Below are 16691 nucleotides of genomic sequence, written 5' to 3' on the forward strand. Positions count from 1 at the left end.
CGGCGGTCATCCGTCGTCTGGTCTCAGGGCTGACGTAAAAGCGTCATGCAGCCGGCGCAGGGTAGGCAGATCCCGTGTCGGAGTTCGCCCCATGCCTTCGTCCAGTCCAGCCGCCTCCCTGTCACCGCTGTCCCATCCCCTGCACAGTTCGCGCAAGCCCGGTCCGCTGCGGATCGTGCTGTTCATCGTGCTGCTGCTGACCGGTCTGGCGGTCACTCTCGGGGGTATCCACAGCGACGTCAGCGATGCCCAGTCGCCGCCCACCACCTGGCTGCCCTTCGCCGGGCTGGCGCTGGCACTGGTGATCGCCCTCGGCTTCGAATTCGTCAACGGCTTCCACGACACCGCCAATGCCGTGGCCACGGTGATCTACACCCATTCGCTGCCGCCCAATGCGGCGGTGCTGTGGTCCGGCTTCTGCAATTTCCTCGGGGTGCTGTTCTCCAGCGGCGCGGTGGCCTTCAGCGTCATCGCTCTGCTGCCGGTGGACCTGGTGGTGGAGATGGGCGCGGGCCGGGGCTTCGCCATGATCTTCGCCCTGCTGATCGCCGCCATCATCTGGAATCTTGGCACCTGGTGGCTGGGCTTGCCGGCGTCCTCGTCCCATACCCTGATCGGCTCCATCATCGGCGTCGGCCTGATGCACGCCTGGCTGGGCGGCCTGGATGGCAGCAGCGGCGTGGACTGGGGCCAGGTGGCCAAGGTCGGCTATGCGCTGCTGTTCTCGCCGCTGATCGGCTTCGTCTGCGCGGCGGTGCTGCTGGTGCTGCTCAAGCGGATCGTGCGCGACCAGACGCTCTATCAGGAGCCGAAAAGCGCCGAGCCGCCGCCGCCCTGGATCCGCGGCCTGCTGATCCTGACCTGCACCGGGGTGTCCTTCGCCCATGGCTCCAACGATGGCCAGAAGGGCATGGGGCTGATCATGCTGATCCTGGTCGGTGCCCTGCCGACCGCCTATGCGCTCAATCGCGCGGTGCCGGCCACCGCCACCCCGGCTTTTGCCGCCGTGGCCGAGGTCACCGCCAGCGGTCTGCGCCAGGCGGCGCCCCAGGCTGCGCCAGCCGATCCCCACGGCGTACTGCTGGAATTCGTGCGCAAGCGGCAGAGCAATCCCGAGGTGCTGCCGGCGCTGGCGGCCATCACCGACGACATCGCGCGCGAGGTGCGTCAGTACGGCGCCCTCAACAACGTGCCGGCGCAGAGCATGCCCAATGTGCGCAATGCCATGTACCTGGCGTCGGAATCCATCCGCCTGCTGGAGAAGGAGCACCTGCCGGGCCTGGCGCCCAAGGCGCAGGAGGACCTCAAGGAATTCAAGCGGCAGATCGATCAGGCCACCCGCTTCATCCCGCTGTGGGTAAAGGTGGCGGTGGCCATCGCCCTGGGCCTGGGCACCCTGGTCGGCTGGCGGCGCATCGTCATCACCGTTGGCGAGCGCATCGGCAAGACCCACCTGACCTATGCCCAGGGTGCCTCGGCCGAGCTGGTGGCCATGGGCACCATAGGCGCGGCGGATGCCTTCGGCCTGCCGGTCTCCACCACCCATGTGCTCTCTTCGGGCGTGGCCGGGACCATGGCCGCCAATGGTTCCGGATTGCAGTGGGCCACGGTGCGCAATCTGGCGCTGGCCTGGGTGCTCACCCTGCCGGTAGCCATGGCGCTGTCCGCTTCACTCTACTGGTTGCTGGTGCAGCTGTTCTGACACGGCCTCGGTCAGGCACTGGCGAAACAGCGCCACCGCCGGCAGATCGCGCCCGGCGTGGCGAGTGATGACCTGCAGTTCGCGATGGAAGGTGAGGGTGCCGAGCGATAGCCGGCGCACCCGCGCATGCTCCAGCCAGAGGCCGGCGCAGGGCACCAGGGCCACCCCCAGGCCGTGCTCCACCATCTTGACGATGGCGTCGAGTTCGTCGAGTTCGAGCACCTGGCGCACCGTCAGGCGCTGCTCGCGCAGAAAGGCGCTGACCCGGCGTCCGCCGAAGGAGTGGCGGTCGTAGCGGATGAAGGGTTGGGTCTCCAGCAACAGCCGGGGATCGTCACCTGTCAGCCCTGGCGGGACGATCAGCACGAAGGGTTCCTGCAACAAGGTGGTGGCGTGCAGCTCCTTGGGCAGCTCGAAGGGCGGGCGGATGAGGATGGCCAGGTCCAGCTCGCCGGCGTCCACCTGGCTGAGCAGGGCGAGCGACACCCCAGGCACCAGGCGGGGCTCCAGGCGTGGCGCCCGCTGGCGCAGCCGCACCAGGGTGCCGGGCAGCAGGCCGGTCTGGACGCTGGCGATGGCGCCGATGCGCAATTCGCCCTGGATCTCGTCCCCGGCGCCGGCCATGCGGGCGTAGGTAGCGAGGATTTCCTCGGCCAGGGGCAAGGCGCGGCGTCCCGCGGCGTTGAGCAGGGCGCTGCGTCCGTTGCGGTCGAACAGGTCCAGGCCCAGGTTCTGCTCCAGGTTGCGGATCTGGGCGCTCACCGCCGAAGGCGTCAGGCCTACGTGCAGCCCGGCCGCGGCGAAGCTGCCATGGCGGACGACGGCGAGAAAGGTCTTGAGTTCGCGAAGCATGGCGGATGCCCGGGGCCTGGGTAGGGCACTGTAGCGAGCCCAGCGCCGAGCGACAAAAATTTCGATGCTCGGAGGCAGGAATATGCGCTTCATGCGCAGGAAAACTTGAGGTGAGAATGAGCGATCCATCCTCCATCAGGAATTCCACGTATGGCCCTGTCGCCCTTTCACCTCGCCATTCCCGTCTACGACCTGGCTGCCGCGCGGCATTTCTACGGGGAGGTCTTCGGCCTCGCCGAAGGCCGCTCCAGCGACCACTGGGTCGACTTCGACTTCTATGGCCACCAGCTGGTGATCCACGAGCATCCCAAGACCGCTTCCCAGGACGAGGCTCACACCAACGCTGTGGACGGCCACAACGTGCCGGTGCCGCACTTCGGCATCGTGCTGGGCTGGGACGAGTGGGAAGCCCTGGCCGACCGTCTGCGCGCCCGCGAGACCCAATTCGTCATCGAGCCCTACATCCGCTTCCAGGGCCAGGTGGGCGAGCAGGCCACCATGTTTCTGTTCGACCCCTGCGGCAACGCCCTGGAGTTCAAGGCGTTCAAGGACATGAGCCAGCTGTTCGCCAAATAGCGCGGCTCGGCCGGTCTGCCGTCGTGAAACCTAGGCAAAAGACGTGGCAACGGCCATCCTTGAGGTCTTGCCCGTCGCCCGGTTGCCGTCATGAATGCCCGCCAGCCCTTTCTCGATCCCTATCACCAGACCATTCGCCAGCTGTCCGACCGCATCGTCGCGGCTCAGGCGCCGATCCGTATTCTCGATGCGGTGAAGTGGGACGACGAGGTGCGCCAGGGTTTCCTGGACGGCAAGGGCAAGCGCCTGCCGGCGGTGGATCGCGCCTTCTACGACGGACGTCCGCTGGGGTTCGATGCCGATGCGCTCAAAGGCGAATTCCAGAGCATCGAGCGGGAGGTGACCCGCCAGCTCGGCCAGTTCAATCCGGTCGGCCAGATCATGAGGCGCATGTGCCGCGAGTACCGCATGGTGATTCGCATGTTGCAGGCGCGTGGCACCCCGGATTTCGGGCTGATCTCCCAGGAGCTCTATGGCGCCGCCTCGGACGCCTTTCATGCCGGCGATCCGACCCTGGCCGACCTGGGCATGATGATGTCCAGCTATCTGGACAACATCGCCCATCGCGGTGCCCTGGAGGACGAGCCCAAGACCCTGACTGCCAAGGACGCCGTGCCCATCCTGCAGGAACGGCTGAATCGGGTCTTTGGCGAGACGGAAGGCACCATCCGGGTGTTCGAGTCCGACGGTATCGTCGCCGACGCCGCGGCGGGCGCCGACTACATCAAGGTGCGTGCCGACGCCCTGTTCAACGAGCGTGACGTGCGCGCCCTGGAGGTCCACGAGGGCCTGGTGCATGTCGGCACTACCCTCAATGGCCAGAACCAGCCGATCTGCACCTTCCTGGCCAAGGGTCCGCCGTCGTCCACCGTGACCCAGGAGGGCCTGGCGATCCTCATGGAAGTGATCGCCTTCGCCTCCTATCCGACCCGCCTGCGCAAGCTGACCAATCGCACCCGCGCCATCCACCTGGCCGAGGACGGCGCCGATTTTCTCGAGGTCTTCCGCTTCTTCCAGGAGCAGGGCTACGACCTGGAGTCGGGCTACCAGAACGCCAGCCGGGTGTTCCGCGGCTCGACGCCGACCGGGCTGCCCTTCACCAAGGACCTGTCCTATCTCAAGGGCTTCATCCTGATCTACAACTACATTCAGCTGGCGGTGCGCAAGGGCAAGCTGGAGCAGATCCCGCTGCTGTTCTGCGGCAAGACCACCCTGGAGGACATGCGCATCCTGCGCCAGCTGGTGGACGAGGGCGTGGTGGTGCCGCCCAAGTACCTGCCGGCACAATTCCAGGACCTCAACGCCCTGGCGGCCTGGATGTGCTTTTCCAACTTCCTCAATCACCTGAGCCTGGATCGGATCGAGGCGGACTACGCCAACATCCTTTGAGAAGCTGAAGGATCTGAACAGGCCCTGACATGAAAAAGCCCCGGCAGACCGGGGCTTTTCTTTGCCATGACCAGAGGTCGCCGAGATCAGTCGCCCTGGAAGGCCGCGGCGATGCTGGGTTCGCTGTCGCCTGCGCGCTCCGGCAGGTGGGCCAGGGCACGGTTGAGAGCGCCGCAGGCTTCCCGGCCACTGGCGCGGGCGATGGCTTCGGCCACGGCGCTGCCGGGGATGGTCTCGTCGCGCAGCAGTTGCTCGGTGATGTCGTCCAGTGCCGGCTTGAGCTCGGTGATCAGCGCCAGGCAGCGATGATCCAGGCTGTGCAGCAGCTGATCGGCAGAGGCGATGCTGGGCGCGGCGTCGAACTCGATCCCGGCGTCGCGCAGGGCCTGCAGGCTGAGCAGCGAGCCGCTCGGGCCCATGCCCAGGGAGGCGACCATGGACAGCGCCAGCTTGGAGGCTTCCTGCAGGTCCTGGGCAGCGCCCGAAGAGACCTCGTTGAAGTACAGCTGCTCGGCGCAGCGGCCGGCCAGCAGCATCTGGATACGGCCTTCGAGTTCCGACTTCAGGTGCAGGCGCTTGTCTTCGGTGGGGGTGATCAGGGTCACGCCCAGGGCCTGGCCACGGGGCAGCAAGGTGACCTTTTCCACCCGGCCGACGTTGAGCACGGCAGCGACCAAGGCATGACCGGCTTCGTGCACGGCGATGCGGGTGCGCTCGGCCGAACCCAGCGGGGTGACGCCGACCGGTTGCTCGCCGATCCGGCAGGTCTCGATGGCCTCGACGAAGTGGGCCATGGTCACGGCGCTGGCATTCTCGCGAGCGGCCAGCAGGGCGGCGTGGTTGCTGATGTAGGCGATGGCCGCCGGGGTCAGGCCCACGGTGCCGCGCGACAGGGCGGCGAGGTCCAGTTCGCCTTCGCAGGGCAGCTTGCCGGCATAGAGTTCGAACAGGGCGCGACGGTCTTCCAGGCTCGGCAGCGGCACGGCGATGGTGCGGTCGAAGCGACCTTCGCGGCGCAGCGCCGGATCCAGGGAGTCGGCGAAGTTGGTGGCGCCCAGGACCAGCACGCCACTGGTGCCGTCGAAGCCGTCCAGTTCGGTGAGGAACTGGTTGATGATGCGGTTGGCTTCGGCATCGCTGGAGCGCGACTGCTCGGCGCGGCGGCCGATGCCGTCGATCTCGTCGATGAAGATGATGCAGGGCGCTTTCTTGCGAGCCGTGCGGAACAGCGACTTGACCTTCTGGATGCCGACACCAAAGAACATCGAGGAGAAGTCGCTGCCGGTCACCTGAATGAAGTGGGCGTTGCACTCGGTCGCCAGGGCCTTGGCCAACTGGGTCTTGCCGGTGCCGGGCTCGCCGGTCAGCAGTACGCCCTTGGGCGGACGGGCGCCGAGGGCGGCGAAGGCCTCGGGATTGCGCAGGCAGGTGGTGACGTCTTCCAGGGCGCGCTTGGCTTCGGCGGCGCCGACCACATCCTTGAAGGAGATGCCGGTGCCCTTGCGGTGCAGCTTGAAGGGGCTGGCGAAACGCAGCGCCAGGGGCACGGCCAGCAGCAGCAGGAGCAGATATCCCGGCAGGTTGAACAGCAGGGCATCCAGCCAGGGGTGGCGCTGGCCGGACTCGCTCCAGGTGGCGACCGGGAACAGCGGCTCGGCCTGGGTAGCGTAGTCGGCCAGCAGCCGGTCGGTCAGGCGACCGCCATTGTCGGTCACCGCGTAGTGCTCGCCGCGAGTGGTGTCGATGTAGAGGGTATGGTCACCGATCACGGCGCCACTGATGACCTTGGCGCGCAGATCGGCCAGCAACACGGAGAAATCGCGAGGCTCCTGGGTCCAGTGTTCAGGCGTCTGCTGCACACTGGCGAGCATGGCCGTGGCGGTCGGAGCCGGGGTGGAAGGCTTGAGCCACCACCAACAGGCCAGGCTGACGAGGGTGACGAGGGCGAGAGCACCGGCGATCAGCAGGCGCGGATACTTGGAAACGACGGACTTCTTCATTCACATACCGTTGGGTAGGAGCGACATCGGACGCGGACTCCCGGATTATCGGCCTGTGGGAAAAAGGGTGAACCTCGGTTCCCGGGAAAACGATGAGCGGACTCACCATCCGTCGAGTATCGTCACACTTTCGGCCTTTTTAGCGGTCCGCAAGACCCCCTTGTGTTGCCTTAGATGTCAGGAGCCAGCGCCCTCATGCCTGATCCCTTCGATTGCCGGTCCGGACTCGCGCCGCTCCCCGAGGTCCTGCTCGATCGCTTGCGACAAGCCGACGAGGTGCTGGTGCTGACCGGCGCCGGCGTCTCGGCGGAGAGTGGCATAGCCACCTTTCGCGAAGCCCTGACCGGTCTCTGGGCGCGCTTCGATCCGGCGCAACTGGCCACCGCGGAGGCCTTTCAGGAGGATCCCGCGCGGGTCTGGAGTTGGTACGAGTGGCGGCGTGCCCAGGTGCTCAGGGCCGAACCCAACGCGGCCCATCGCGCCCTGGCGGACTGGGCCGACCGCCAGGGGCGGTTGCGGCTGGTCACCCAGAATGTCGACGACCTGCATGAGCGGGCTGGCAGTCGCGACGTCATCCATCTGCACGGCAGCCTGCATGAACCGCGCTGCTTCGATTGCGCGAATCCCCTGGCGGCGCCGCCACCCGTGGGCGCGGAGGCGCAGCTGCTGGCGCCGCCGACCTGTCCGCTGTGCGGCGGCTTGGCGCGGCCCGGGGTGGTGTGGTTCGGCGAGTCCTTGCCGGAAGCGGCCCTGGCTACCGCCTGGGCGCTGGCCGAGCGCTGCAACCTCTGCCTGGTAGTAGGCACGTCCGGTTTGGTGCAGCCAGCTGCCAGTCTGCCGGTGGTGGCGCGCCAGCAGGGGGCGACGGTGATACGCATCGACCCGCAGCCGGCGGCGGATTTCCAGGCGGACTGGCAGTTGCTGGGGGCTGCAGGCCTGATCCTGCCAGCGCTGCTGGAACGCCTTTAGGACATCAGTGCAGCGCCTGGCCGCCGGTGCCCAGGGCATCCAGGGTGCGCTTGAGCGCAGTGTAGGCCTGGCGCTGGTCCTCGTCTTCGGTCAGCAGGCCGTCGAACAGGGTGGCCACCAGCGCCGGATCCTGCGCCACGAAGCGGTCGATGAGGACATCGTTGTCCTGGCGACCCGCGGTGATCAGCAGCATGGCGAGCTGGGCGACATAGCGTGCGGCGAGCGGATAGGCCTTGAGGAAGACCTTGAAGGGCGCATCGGCCAGACCCGGCGCGAAGCCCTTGGCCAACCCCTGCTGGGCGGCGGCGATGGCCTGGCGGACGGCGTCCTGCCAGTTGCCGGCGGTTACCGCTCCGGCAGGCAGGGCACGGCGCATCTGGCCGAGCAGGCTGTTGAGGAAGATGCGGCGATTGGCTTGATAGTCATGATCGGTATCGAGCAGTTCGCTGCGGATGCGCGTCAGGACGCGATCGTCTTCGGCATCGGCGGTCACCGCCTGCTTGAAGGCCAGGGTCAGCTCGCGATCCAGCAGACCCGGCTTGCGACCCTCCAGCTCGGCCTGCAGCAGCGGGCCGCTGGAGTCGGCGAAGAAGAAGCGCTCGGCATGGGGCGCCAGGCGCTCGCGCAGGCGCGGCCAGAAATCTGCGGCAAACAGCTGCTCGGCCGTACCGCCGGAGACGATGACCCGGTGCTGCGGCGCCTCGGCCAGATAGTCGAACAGCGCAGGGCTATCGAGCGCGGTGCGATCGACGATGAGATAACGGTGCTTCACGGTCACTCCTGAATACGACGGCCGGACCTTTCGAGGCGCGGCGGGATGGCCATTAGTCTATAGGAAGGCGGGAACGCTTGGCCCGGCCTTTGGCCTAATCCACCAGGGTGCAGCCCGCGACACCCTTCCTTTCGCGGCAGGAGGACACCACGATGCGCAAGACCCCGCTGATACTTGCCCTAAGCGCCGCCCTAGCTCTGGTAGCCGGCCCTAGCCTGGCCGCCAGCAACAATGACGCCGGTGTGACCGGTAATGGCATCGGCGCGCCGGGCAGCTCCAACACCAGCAAGCGCGACAGCGCCGACGACACCTCCACGGCCAATCCAACCACCCAGAAAAAGACCGGCAAGATGCCTGCCACCAAGCAGGGCAGCCAGCAGAAGCGCGAACTCAACGATTGACGGTTACGAAAAAGGCGCCTCTTGGGGCGCCTGTTCGACAGCGGTTGCCAGACTCAGGACGCGCGGGTGTAGCGCACCTGCCAGTCGAGGCGTTCGTGGGTGGCCCGCTCGATGCGGGCGCGGCTGTCGCAGATGAAGGCTTCCAGCAGGGAGTTGTCGAGCAGATCGACCCGAGCAATGCGTCGCTGCAACAGTGCCGTGCCGTTGGGCGCATAGACCTCGACGTTGAAGGTCGCCTGATCCTGGGCGGTCATGGCGCACAACATGGGTTGGAAAGCGCCCTTGATAATGGTGTTCGCATCCGTGAACTTCAGCGGCTCGGCCATCGCAATCACTCCTGTCAGCTATAACGCTTCGACCGATTCTTGCGGTACCCGTTCGACTTTCGCCACGACCGGCTGGCAGATTTGTGATGCAGGTGCTAGCGCGCCTCGTGCAGAAGACGACCGGTCAGTTGATCAGGGTGCCAAAGGCCTTGTCGGCTTCGATGACCTGGGGCAGTTCGGCCAGCAGTTCGTCCAGATCCACGCCTTCCAGCAAGGCGTTGCCCAAGGCGACCTTGGCCTGTTCGTTGATGCCGCCATGGCGACGCAGGACAAAGGACACCAGGCGGGCCTGGGCCACCAGCCGCGCCTGGGTGGGGTCGTCGGGGGCGTCCTGGGGGTGCAGCTGATAGGCGATGGCGTGCTGGATCACCACGGGCAGCTGCCAGCGGCGAGCCAGCTCGGCACCCACTTCGGGATAACCGAAGCCGAGGGCTTCCCCTTCCACCAAGGGCGCACGCTGCTCGGCATCTATTCGCGCGGCGATGTCGGGTGCAGCCGTCCTGATCAGCAACTCGCCGATGCTGTGCAGCATGCCGCAGGTAAAGGCCGTTTCCGGATCGGCACCGACCTGGCGGGCGAGGACGCGACAGATGCTGGCCACGTCGAAACTGTGCTGCCAGAAATCTCGCGGGTCGAAGGCCGGGTTATGGCGGAAGGCCGCCGTGACCGCCGAGGCCAGCACCAGGGTACGCAGGGCATCGAAGCCCAGGCGGATAGCGGCGCCTTCGATGCTGGTGGACGGGCGGACGCCGCGAAAGCGTACCGAGTTGGCCAGGCGCAAGACCTTGGCCGAGAGCACTGGATCCAGCGCCAGGTTACGAGCGATGCCTTCGATGCTGCTGCGGGGATCGTCGAACTGCTGGATGAGCTCCTGCGCCACCTTGGGAATGCTGGGAAGGGTATGCAGGTGGTCGAACAGAGCATCGATTTCCATGATGGCGCCTGGTGTGTTCTATGCCGGTAGAAAAGGGGCTTGAGGTCGCTCGAAGCATGAACGACGGCTTGGGCACTGCCAAGCCTAGCCGAAAATCTCAAGCGCAGAGCTTAGCGGGAGGGGCCTGCGGGTTCGCAGGGCGAGCTGACCGGTGGCGTCTTTTCGCCGCCGTTCGTTTCGTCGGTGCGGTGGAGAAAGCGGTCCTATGCTGTCTGGTCAGAGGCAGGGTGATGTTCAGACGTCTATCGTCTTGCTTGAATCCGCTTTTCGCCGACGAAACGCAACGAATGGGATAGCATCTAATGATGTCAGTTGGCCACTAAATTTGGCGTTCGAGTTATGCAATGACCTATCAGACTCATATTCGCCAAATGCTGCAGTTGCCCAATGTGCTGGCGCAGACCACTGGCATCCTGGGTTGGTTGATCAGTGTGCTGATCAACCCCTTCCTGAGCGCTGGGGTCCCGCTGTGGGGCTGGCTGGCCTTTGGCGGGATGGTCGGCTCGTGCCTGACGATGGCCACGGCACGGCGCTTTGTCGTCTGGCGCTTGTTCGCCCTGGTATTCGTGCTCTTCGAAGCCCTGGCCTTTCGTTTCCAGATCCTGCAAATGGGCGAGCCCGGCCAGGCCTGGATGATTCCCATGGCCATCGTCATCACCCTGGGCTCGACCATCCTCTTTTCCCATGTGCTCGACTACGGCATCGCCGCCGCTGCCGTCTGGCTGTTGCTCTTTTACGGGCAGATGGACCTGGTCGCAGCGATGGGCCTGCCGCTGTTCGTGGTGATGCTCGGCGCCAGTTTGGCCCTGGGCGTGCTGCTCAACGCCACCTTCGTGCGTATCGTCGCCAGCACCCTGGAACTCAAGGAAAACTACCGGCGGCAGGCGGAGACCGATGCCCTCACCGGCATCAGCAACCGACGGGCGCTGATGCTGGACATGGAGCAGATCTGCGAGGAGGCCTCGCCGTCCTGGTATTTCGCCATGCTCGATATCGATGACTTCAAACGGATCAACGACCGCTTCGGCCATGATGTGGGCGACCAGGTACTCAAGGAAATCGCGACCATCCTGGGCCGGCATTTCCCCGCTGGCCGCTTCGGCCGCCTGGGTGGCGAGGAATTCGGCATGTTGCTGGAGGCCGAGGACGAGCGGCACCTGGCGCAACGGTTGCAGGCGCTGCTCGATGACATCCGCAGCAACACCAGCACCGGTACCTGCTTTTCCTTCAGTGCGGGTGTCGCACGCCTGGCCCCGGGTTATCAGCCTTCCGATCTGCTCAAGCAGGCCGATGGCGAGCTCTACCAGGCCAAGCGCGCCGGCAAGGACCGGGTGCACTACCGCGGTGGCATGATCTGCGGCTGATCGTCGTCGGGGTCCACCGATGGGTAGGTGCGATTACGCCCCAGGTGCTTGGCGCGATAGAGGGCGGCGTCGGCATTGGCCAGCAGCTCGGCGGGCTGCGTCGGCTGGAGCCCACCGGGTGCCTGGACGGCGAAGCCGAGGCTGACGGTGATGCGGCCGAAGGCGCTGGTGGCATGGGGTACCTCCAGAACCTGCAGCCGCTCCTGGACCGCAAGGGCCACCTGCTGGGCACCGGCCGCGTCGCAGTTGGGTAGCAAGAGAGCCATTTCCTCGCCGCCGTAGCGTACCGCCAGATCGCCCGGGCGCCGTGCTGCCGAGGCCACTACGCCAGCTACCGCCTGCAGGCAGCGATCACCCGCCGGATGACCGTAGTGATCGTTGTAGGCCTTGAAGTGATCGATGTCGATCATCAGCAGGCTGAGCGGTTGATGGTTGCGCTGCGCCCGCGCCAGTTCCACCGGTAGCAGGGTGTCGAACTGCCGGCGATTGCCCAGGCCGGTCAGGCTGTCCTTGAGCGTCAGCTTGTGCAACTCATCATGGGCCAGGCGCAGGGCCGCTTCGATACGTTCGCTGGCGCGGATTTCCCGCAAGAGGCTGAAGCCGAAGATCAGCATCCCCAGGATGATGAGGCCCACCACCGTCACCGAACGCAGCATATCCTGGCGCCAGCTGGCGAGGATATCGCTCTTGGAGATGCCGGCCAGGGCCACCAGCGGATAACCTTCCAGGTGCTGGAAGGCATAGAGGCGCTCGCGCCCGTCGATCATGGCGCGTACCAGGGCGGTACCTGTGGACGCCTGGGTCACGTACTGGCGAAACAGCACGCTGCTGGCCAGCGGCGTGCCGACGTGCTCGGGCACATAGGGGCGCCGTACCATCAGGGTGCCATCGTCCAGCGCCAGGGTGATGGCGCCCCGGCCGTCCAGTTTGAAGCGGGCGTAATAGTCGACGAAATACTGCAGGCGAATGGTGGCGAGCAGGACCCCGGCGAAGTGGCCAGCGCGGTCTTCCAGGCGCCGCGACACCGGAATGATCAGCTCATGGGTGCTGCGGCTTTCGATCACGGCGCCGACGTGCAGCCGGTCTTCCGGATGTTCCCGGTGAAACTGGAAATACTCACGGTCGGCGTTGCTGGCCTGGGGCGGGTTGCTGCTCTTGTCGGTCACCCGCCAGTTGCCGTCGCGATCGTAGATGAACAACCCGTGGAGCTGCGGCAGCAGAGTCGCCTGGCGTGCCAGCAGGCGATGCACCCGCGGGCGATCCAGCTGGTCGAGCGGTTGGTCCTCCAGGCGGTCACGGATGCTGACCAGCAACGAATCGGCTTCCTTGATGGCATCGTCGGCGTGCTGGGCCGCTGCCAGGGCGATGTTGCCGACATCGCTGCGCGCGCTGGCGAAGGCATTCTGGTAGTTGCGCCACACCTGCCAGGACTCCAGTGCCAGGATCACCGCGACCGCGCAGACGAGCAGCCAGAGTGCCAGGCGCTGGGTGGCCGGATTACGGGGCGGAGCGGGGTGATCGGCAGCGTCGACCATGGCGGGGCAGCTTCCTCGTCCTCGGTGTGCAGGAGACCGCAACCCGGCCGATTGAGACGTCATGAAAGGCGTAAAGTCATACAAGTCTACAGTTTCGTCGGAATCTTGCAGAGAGAACGAATCCTCGCGCCGTGCTCGTGGTCATTAGCGAAACAGCCGTCCATGGGGATGGTGAATCAGCCAGTACCTGACCAGGAGGTCACAGATGTCGCAGATCGCCGAACAAATCGTCGAAGACGCCATGCAGCGCATCGAGGAGGACGAGCTGCAGCATGCCGCCGATCCTGTACGCAGTTTTTCCCTGACCTTGACCGATCCGGCGGAAATCCAGGTCGGCGCGGAGATCTACTTTCTCTTCGAGCAGCGCCTCAAGGGCTTCTATCCCGATGCGCGCGTCGTGGTCCGTGGCCATGCGGCCGAGGGCTACAACATCACTGCCCAGGTCGAACGTCGCCGTTCGGCCTAGGCCCCGGCGTCCGCACCTCCTGCTAGGTGCGGGCAAGCTTGACCAGCTGCCGGGCCAGTAGTGGCCCGGTCAGTACCACGCCGATCAGCCGCAGTGCCTGCATGGCCAGTACCAGACCGACATCGGCGTGGGCATCCACCGCGATAATGGCCATCGAATCCAGTCCGCCCGGGCTGGTAGCCAGGTAGGCGGTGAGAAAATCGACGTGCATCAGCCGCGCCATCAGCAGCGCCGACAGGGCGCACAGGGCGATGAGCAGCAGCGAGGCGAAAATCATCTTGGGCAGGGCCCGCCAGACATAGCTGACGGTGGCCCGGTCGAACCTCAGACCCACATAGCAGCCCATGGCGCCATAGGCCGCCGCGAGCAGCAGGTGGGGCAGCGTGATATCCAGCCAGCCATTGAGTTGCAGCAGGGTGCCCAAGGCGATGGGTAACAGCAGGGCCCCGGCGGGAAACAACCGCCCGCCCAACCAGCTGCCGGCCAGGGCTACTGCCAGGGTCAGCGCCAGGTTGAAGGCGAAGTGTCCGTCCAGGCTGATGCCGGTGGCCTGATGACCCGTGCCGCTGCCTTCCGCGCCCAGTAGTCGGCCCACCAGGGCACTGATGAGCACCACACAGACCACGCGCACGTATTGCATGGTGGCGACGATACGCGGATCGGCGCCGTATTCCTCGGCCATGGCGACCATGGCGGCGGCTGCACCTGGCGTGGTGCCCCAGGCCGCGGTGCTACCGGGCAGGCCGCCAAAACGTACCAGCAGGGCCCCGGTGAGCAGGCTGAGCAAGACGGTCAGGGCGGTCGCCAGCAGCATCACCGGCCAGTGCTCGGCAACGGTGAGCAGTACCGCGGCGGTCATGGCATGGGCGATCAGACAGCCCACCACCCCCTGACCGGACTGGAACAGGCGCCGTGGCAGACGGATGCTGGCGCCGCTGACGCCAAAGGCGATGGCCACCAGCATGGGGCCCAGAAAGAGCGCGGCGGGCACCTGCAGCCAGCTGAGTCCGCCCCCGACCAGGGCCGAGCAGAGGATCAGGGCAAGCCATTGCAGCAGGGGAGGACAGGGCAGGTTGGCGGGCGGGATGGGCAAGACGGTCTCCAAACGGCGAGGGACCGGCGAGGCGTACCGACCCCGGGGCCGGCACGGGGCCGACCCTGGGAGCGATTATACGACGTCTATTGCTTTCAATGGCCTTTCAGTCGGCGAAAAAACCACCTTCTAGCGTACCAGGTGCAGGAACTGCAGGTGGCGTTCGTACTGATCGAGCATGTCGTTGAGGATCTGCTCGCGGTTGTAGCCCACCAGGTCGTAGTCCTGGCTGCCCTCGGTGAGGTGCACCTCGGCGCGGTAGTAGCGACGGTTCTTCAGGTGCAGCCGGCCGATGCCGGCGCGGGCGAAGGAGGGCGTGAAGTAGCCCTGCATGATCACCTGGTAGATGAAGGGGTGCTCCTCGCCGTGGCCGATGGTCAGCTGCAGGTTGGCATTGGTGGAATCGAACTGGGTTTCCACCACCAGTCCCTTCTCCCGCGAGACCTCGACCATCTCTTCCATGGCCGGCCGCACGAGGCTGTCCATGAAGCGGTACACCTCGTCCCGTGAGGGGAAGTACACCGCCTGGGACAGCCGTTGGCGCCAGCCGCCGTGGCGGGCCTTGCCGTTGGTCGCCACCGGCGCCAGGGAATGCAGTCGCGCGCGCTGGCGTTGGGATTCTAGGTGCAGCGCCTTGTGCAGGCCCCACATCATCAGCAGGACGACCACCGAGAAGGGCAGGGAGGTCAGCACCACCGCCGATTTGAGCGCATCCATGCTGCCGGCGAACAGCAGCCCGCCGGTGACCAGGGCCACCGCGGCGCCCCAGAACACCCGCAGCCATCTGGGACCGTCTTCGTCCGCCTCGCCGCCCTTGGACGACAGGGTCGACAGCACCACGGTGCCGGAGTCGGCCGAGGTGACGAAGAAGACGAAACTCACTAGCACGGCGACGCTGATCACCACACGGCTGGCCGGATAGGTTTCCAGTACCTGGTAGAAGACCATGGCGGGATCGGTGAGCGCGGTCTGTGCCAGACCGGTCATGCCTTGGCCGAGGACCAGTTCCAGGGCGCTGTTGCCGAAGATCGACAGCCAGGCCAGGGTGAAGCCCAGCGGGATGAACAGGACGCCAAAGACGAATTCGCGGATGGTGCGACCGCGCGAGATGCGGGCGATGAACAGCCCGACGAAGGGCGCCCAGGCGATCCACCAGGCCCAGTAGAACACCGTCCAGCCGCCGAGCCAGTCGGAGGGCTTGTCATAGGCATAGAGGTCGAAGCTCTTGCCCGGCAGCGCGGTGAGATAGTCGCCGATGTTCTGGATCAGGGTGTTGAGCAGATGTTGGGTAGGACCGGCGAACAGCACGAACAGCAGCAGGGCGACCGCCAGCACCATGTTGATGTCGGACATGATCCGCACGCCCTTGTCCACGCCGGACACGGCCACGGCGATGGCGGCGCCCATCATCAGCACGATGAGCACCAGCTGTACCCAGTGGCTGTGGCTGATGCCGAACAGGTAGTCGAGCCCGGCGTTGAGGTGCAGCACCCCGAACCCAAGGTCGGCGCCTAGGCCAAAGATGGTGGCGATGATGCCGAAGGCGTCCACGGCATGCCCGATGGGACCGTTGATGCGCTTGCCGATCAGCGGATAGAGCGCCGAACGCAGGGCCAGGGGCAGATTGTGCCGGTAGGCGAAATAGGCCAGGGACATGGCCACCAGGGCGAAGACGCCCCAGCCATGCAGGCCCCAGTGCAGAAAGAGGATCTGCATGGCCTGGCGGGCCGCTGCCGAATTACCGCCTTCACCTGCCGGGGGCTGGGTGAAGTGGGTAAGGGGTTCGGACACGCAAAAGAAGAACAGGGTGATGCTGATGCCGGCGGCGAACAGCATGCCGGCCCAGGACAGGTAGCTGAACTCGGGTTGGTCGTGGTCGGCACCGAGCTTGATCTTGCCGTAGCCGGACAGGGCGGTGACCACCACGAACACCAGGTAGAGCGACATGGCGAGCAGGTAATACCAGCCGACCGTGTTGGCAGCCCAGGTCTGCGCCTGCAGCAACCAGACGCCCGCCTGATCGGGCCAGCCGATGACGACCAGGGAAAACAGCAGGATCACTGCCGCCGCGCAATAGAAGGCGGGGGGATTGAGCTTTACGGTGCCGGATGAGGGCGTCGCACTCATGGGGACTCCTTACGAGCTGCCAAAGGGGATGGGGTTCTTTTTTTATTGATCGTTCAAACAAGAAAGAATATCACAGCGGGTTCTTGAGGTGAACGCCCAGGCTCAGCGAAACGCTGGAAAAATACCGCTTAGAGGGGTTGCCACTGCCGGTGGTCGACTTTGGTCGAGACTGGGCCAAGCCGCTA

General features: G+C 65.8%; 15 protein-coding genes. 7 read left to right on the top strand and 8 right to left on the bottom strand.

The features are described 5' to 3' along the window. Positions 1-91 precede the first annotated feature (91 nt). On the top strand, positions 92-1702 hold the full coding sequence (locus PJ259_RS20820; RefSeq protein WP_271654031.1) for an inorganic phosphate transporter: 1611 nt from the start codon (positions 92-94) through the stop codon (positions 1700-1702). Here PJ259_RS20820 and PJ259_RS20825 read toward each other — a convergent pair. Next, a complete protein-coding gene (locus PJ259_RS20825; protein ID WP_271654032.1) occupies positions 1670-2554 on the bottom strand; it encodes a LysR family transcriptional regulator in 885 nt (294 codons plus the stop codon). The genes PJ259_RS20820 and PJ259_RS20825 overlap by 33 nt on opposite strands. A gap of 150 nt (positions 2555-2704) precedes the next feature. On the opposite strand from PJ259_RS20825, the gene PJ259_RS20830 reads away from it, so the two are divergent. Together PJ259_RS20830 and PJ259_RS20835 are read left to right on the top strand one after the other, a co-directional pair. Beyond that, positions 2705-3130: a VOC family protein gene (locus tag PJ259_RS20830; protein ID WP_059313778.1), complete on the top strand. Its 426-nt coding sequence runs from the start codon at positions 2705-2707 to the stop codon at positions 3128-3130. Between the two features lie 90 nt (positions 3131-3220). After that, complete coding sequence (locus PJ259_RS20835) at positions 3221-4519, top strand: flavohemoglobin expression-modulating QEGLA motif protein (RefSeq protein WP_059313779.1); 1299 nt, start codon at positions 3221-3223, stop codon at positions 4517-4519. An 86-nt stretch (positions 4520-4605) separates the two neighbouring features. Here PJ259_RS20835 and PJ259_RS20840 read toward each other — a convergent pair whose 3' ends face one another. Next, positions 4606-6519 carry an AAA family ATPase gene (locus PJ259_RS20840; RefSeq protein ID WP_271654033.1) on the bottom strand — a complete coding sequence of 638 codons (1914 nt, stop codon included), beginning with the start codon at positions 6517-6519 and terminating at the stop codon, positions 4606-4608. A 195-nt stretch (positions 6520-6714) separates the two neighbouring features. Between PJ259_RS20840 and PJ259_RS20845 the strand changes: the two genes are divergently transcribed. Next, entirely contained in the window at positions 6715-7488 is a 774-nt protein-coding gene (locus PJ259_RS20845; protein WP_271654034.1) for an SIR2 family NAD-dependent protein deacylase, read from the top strand. Between the two features lie 4 nt (positions 7489-7492). Here the strand turns inward: PJ259_RS20845 and PJ259_RS20850 are convergent, their stop codons facing one another. Then, positions 7493-8260, bottom strand: coding sequence for a hypothetical protein (locus tag PJ259_RS20850; RefSeq protein ID WP_271654035.1), 768 nt, complete (start codon positions 8258-8260; stop codon positions 7493-7495). A gap of 152 nt (positions 8261-8412) precedes the next feature. Here PJ259_RS20850 and PJ259_RS20855 point away from each other — a divergent pair, with 152 nt between their 5' ends. Next, the gene (locus PJ259_RS20855; protein ID WP_271654036.1) at positions 8413-8661 is read left to right on the top strand and encodes a hypothetical protein; all 249 of its coding nucleotides are present in this window, start codon (positions 8413-8415) and stop codon (positions 8659-8661) included. Positions 8662-8714: 53 nt separating this feature from the next. Here the strand turns inward: PJ259_RS20855 and PJ259_RS20860 are convergent, their stop codons facing one another. After that, the gene (locus PJ259_RS20860) at positions 8715-8987 is read right to left on the bottom strand and encodes a hypothetical protein (protein WP_059313784.1); all 273 of its coding nucleotides are present in this window, start codon (positions 8985-8987) and stop codon (positions 8715-8717) included. Between the two features lie 124 nt (positions 8988-9111). Then, positions 9112-9924, bottom strand: a complete 813-nt coding sequence (locus PJ259_RS20865) for an HDOD domain-containing protein (RefSeq protein ID WP_271655903.1) — start codon at positions 9922-9924, stop codon at positions 9112-9114. A 341-nt stretch (positions 9925-10265) separates the two neighbouring features. Here PJ259_RS20865 and PJ259_RS20870 point away from each other — a divergent pair, with 341 nt between their 5' ends. After that, positions 10266-11285: a GGDEF domain-containing protein gene (locus PJ259_RS20870; RefSeq protein ID WP_271654037.1), complete on the top strand. Its 1020-nt coding sequence runs from the start codon at positions 10266-10268 to the stop codon at positions 11283-11285. Here the strand turns inward: PJ259_RS20870 and PJ259_RS20875 are convergent. Continuing rightward, entirely contained in the window at positions 11258-12820 is a 1563-nt protein-coding gene (locus tag PJ259_RS20875) for a GGDEF domain-containing protein (RefSeq protein ID WP_271654038.1), read from the bottom strand. The two genes, PJ259_RS20870 and PJ259_RS20875, sit on opposite strands and share 28 nt — an antisense overlap. A gap of 205 nt (positions 12821-13025) precedes the next feature. Here PJ259_RS20875 and PJ259_RS20880 point away from each other — a divergent pair, with 205 nt between their 5' ends. Continuing rightward, the gene (locus PJ259_RS20880) at positions 13026-13286 is read left to right on the top strand and encodes a hypothetical protein (RefSeq protein WP_271654039.1); all 261 of its coding nucleotides are present in this window, start codon (positions 13026-13028) and stop codon (positions 13284-13286) included. A gap of 22 nt (positions 13287-13308) precedes the next feature. Here PJ259_RS20880 and PJ259_RS20885 read toward each other — a convergent pair whose 3' ends face one another. Continuing rightward, the gene (locus PJ259_RS20885; protein ID WP_442964863.1) at positions 13309-14379 is read right to left on the bottom strand and encodes an AbrB family transcriptional regulator; all 1071 of its coding nucleotides are present in this window, start codon (positions 14377-14379) and stop codon (positions 13309-13311) included. A gap of 129 nt (positions 14380-14508) precedes the next feature. Continuing rightward, positions 14509-16506, bottom strand: coding sequence for a choline BCCT transporter BetT (gene betT, locus PJ259_RS20890; protein WP_271654040.1), 1998 nt, complete (start codon positions 16504-16506; stop codon positions 14509-14511). Between the last annotated feature and the right edge of the window lie 185 nt (positions 16507-16691).

It is taken from the genome of Pseudomonas sp. JBR1, from assembly GCF_028198185.1.
Classification (GTDB): domain Bacteria; phylum Pseudomonadota; class Gammaproteobacteria; order Pseudomonadales; family Pseudomonadaceae; genus Chryseomonas; species Chryseomonas oryzihabitans_E.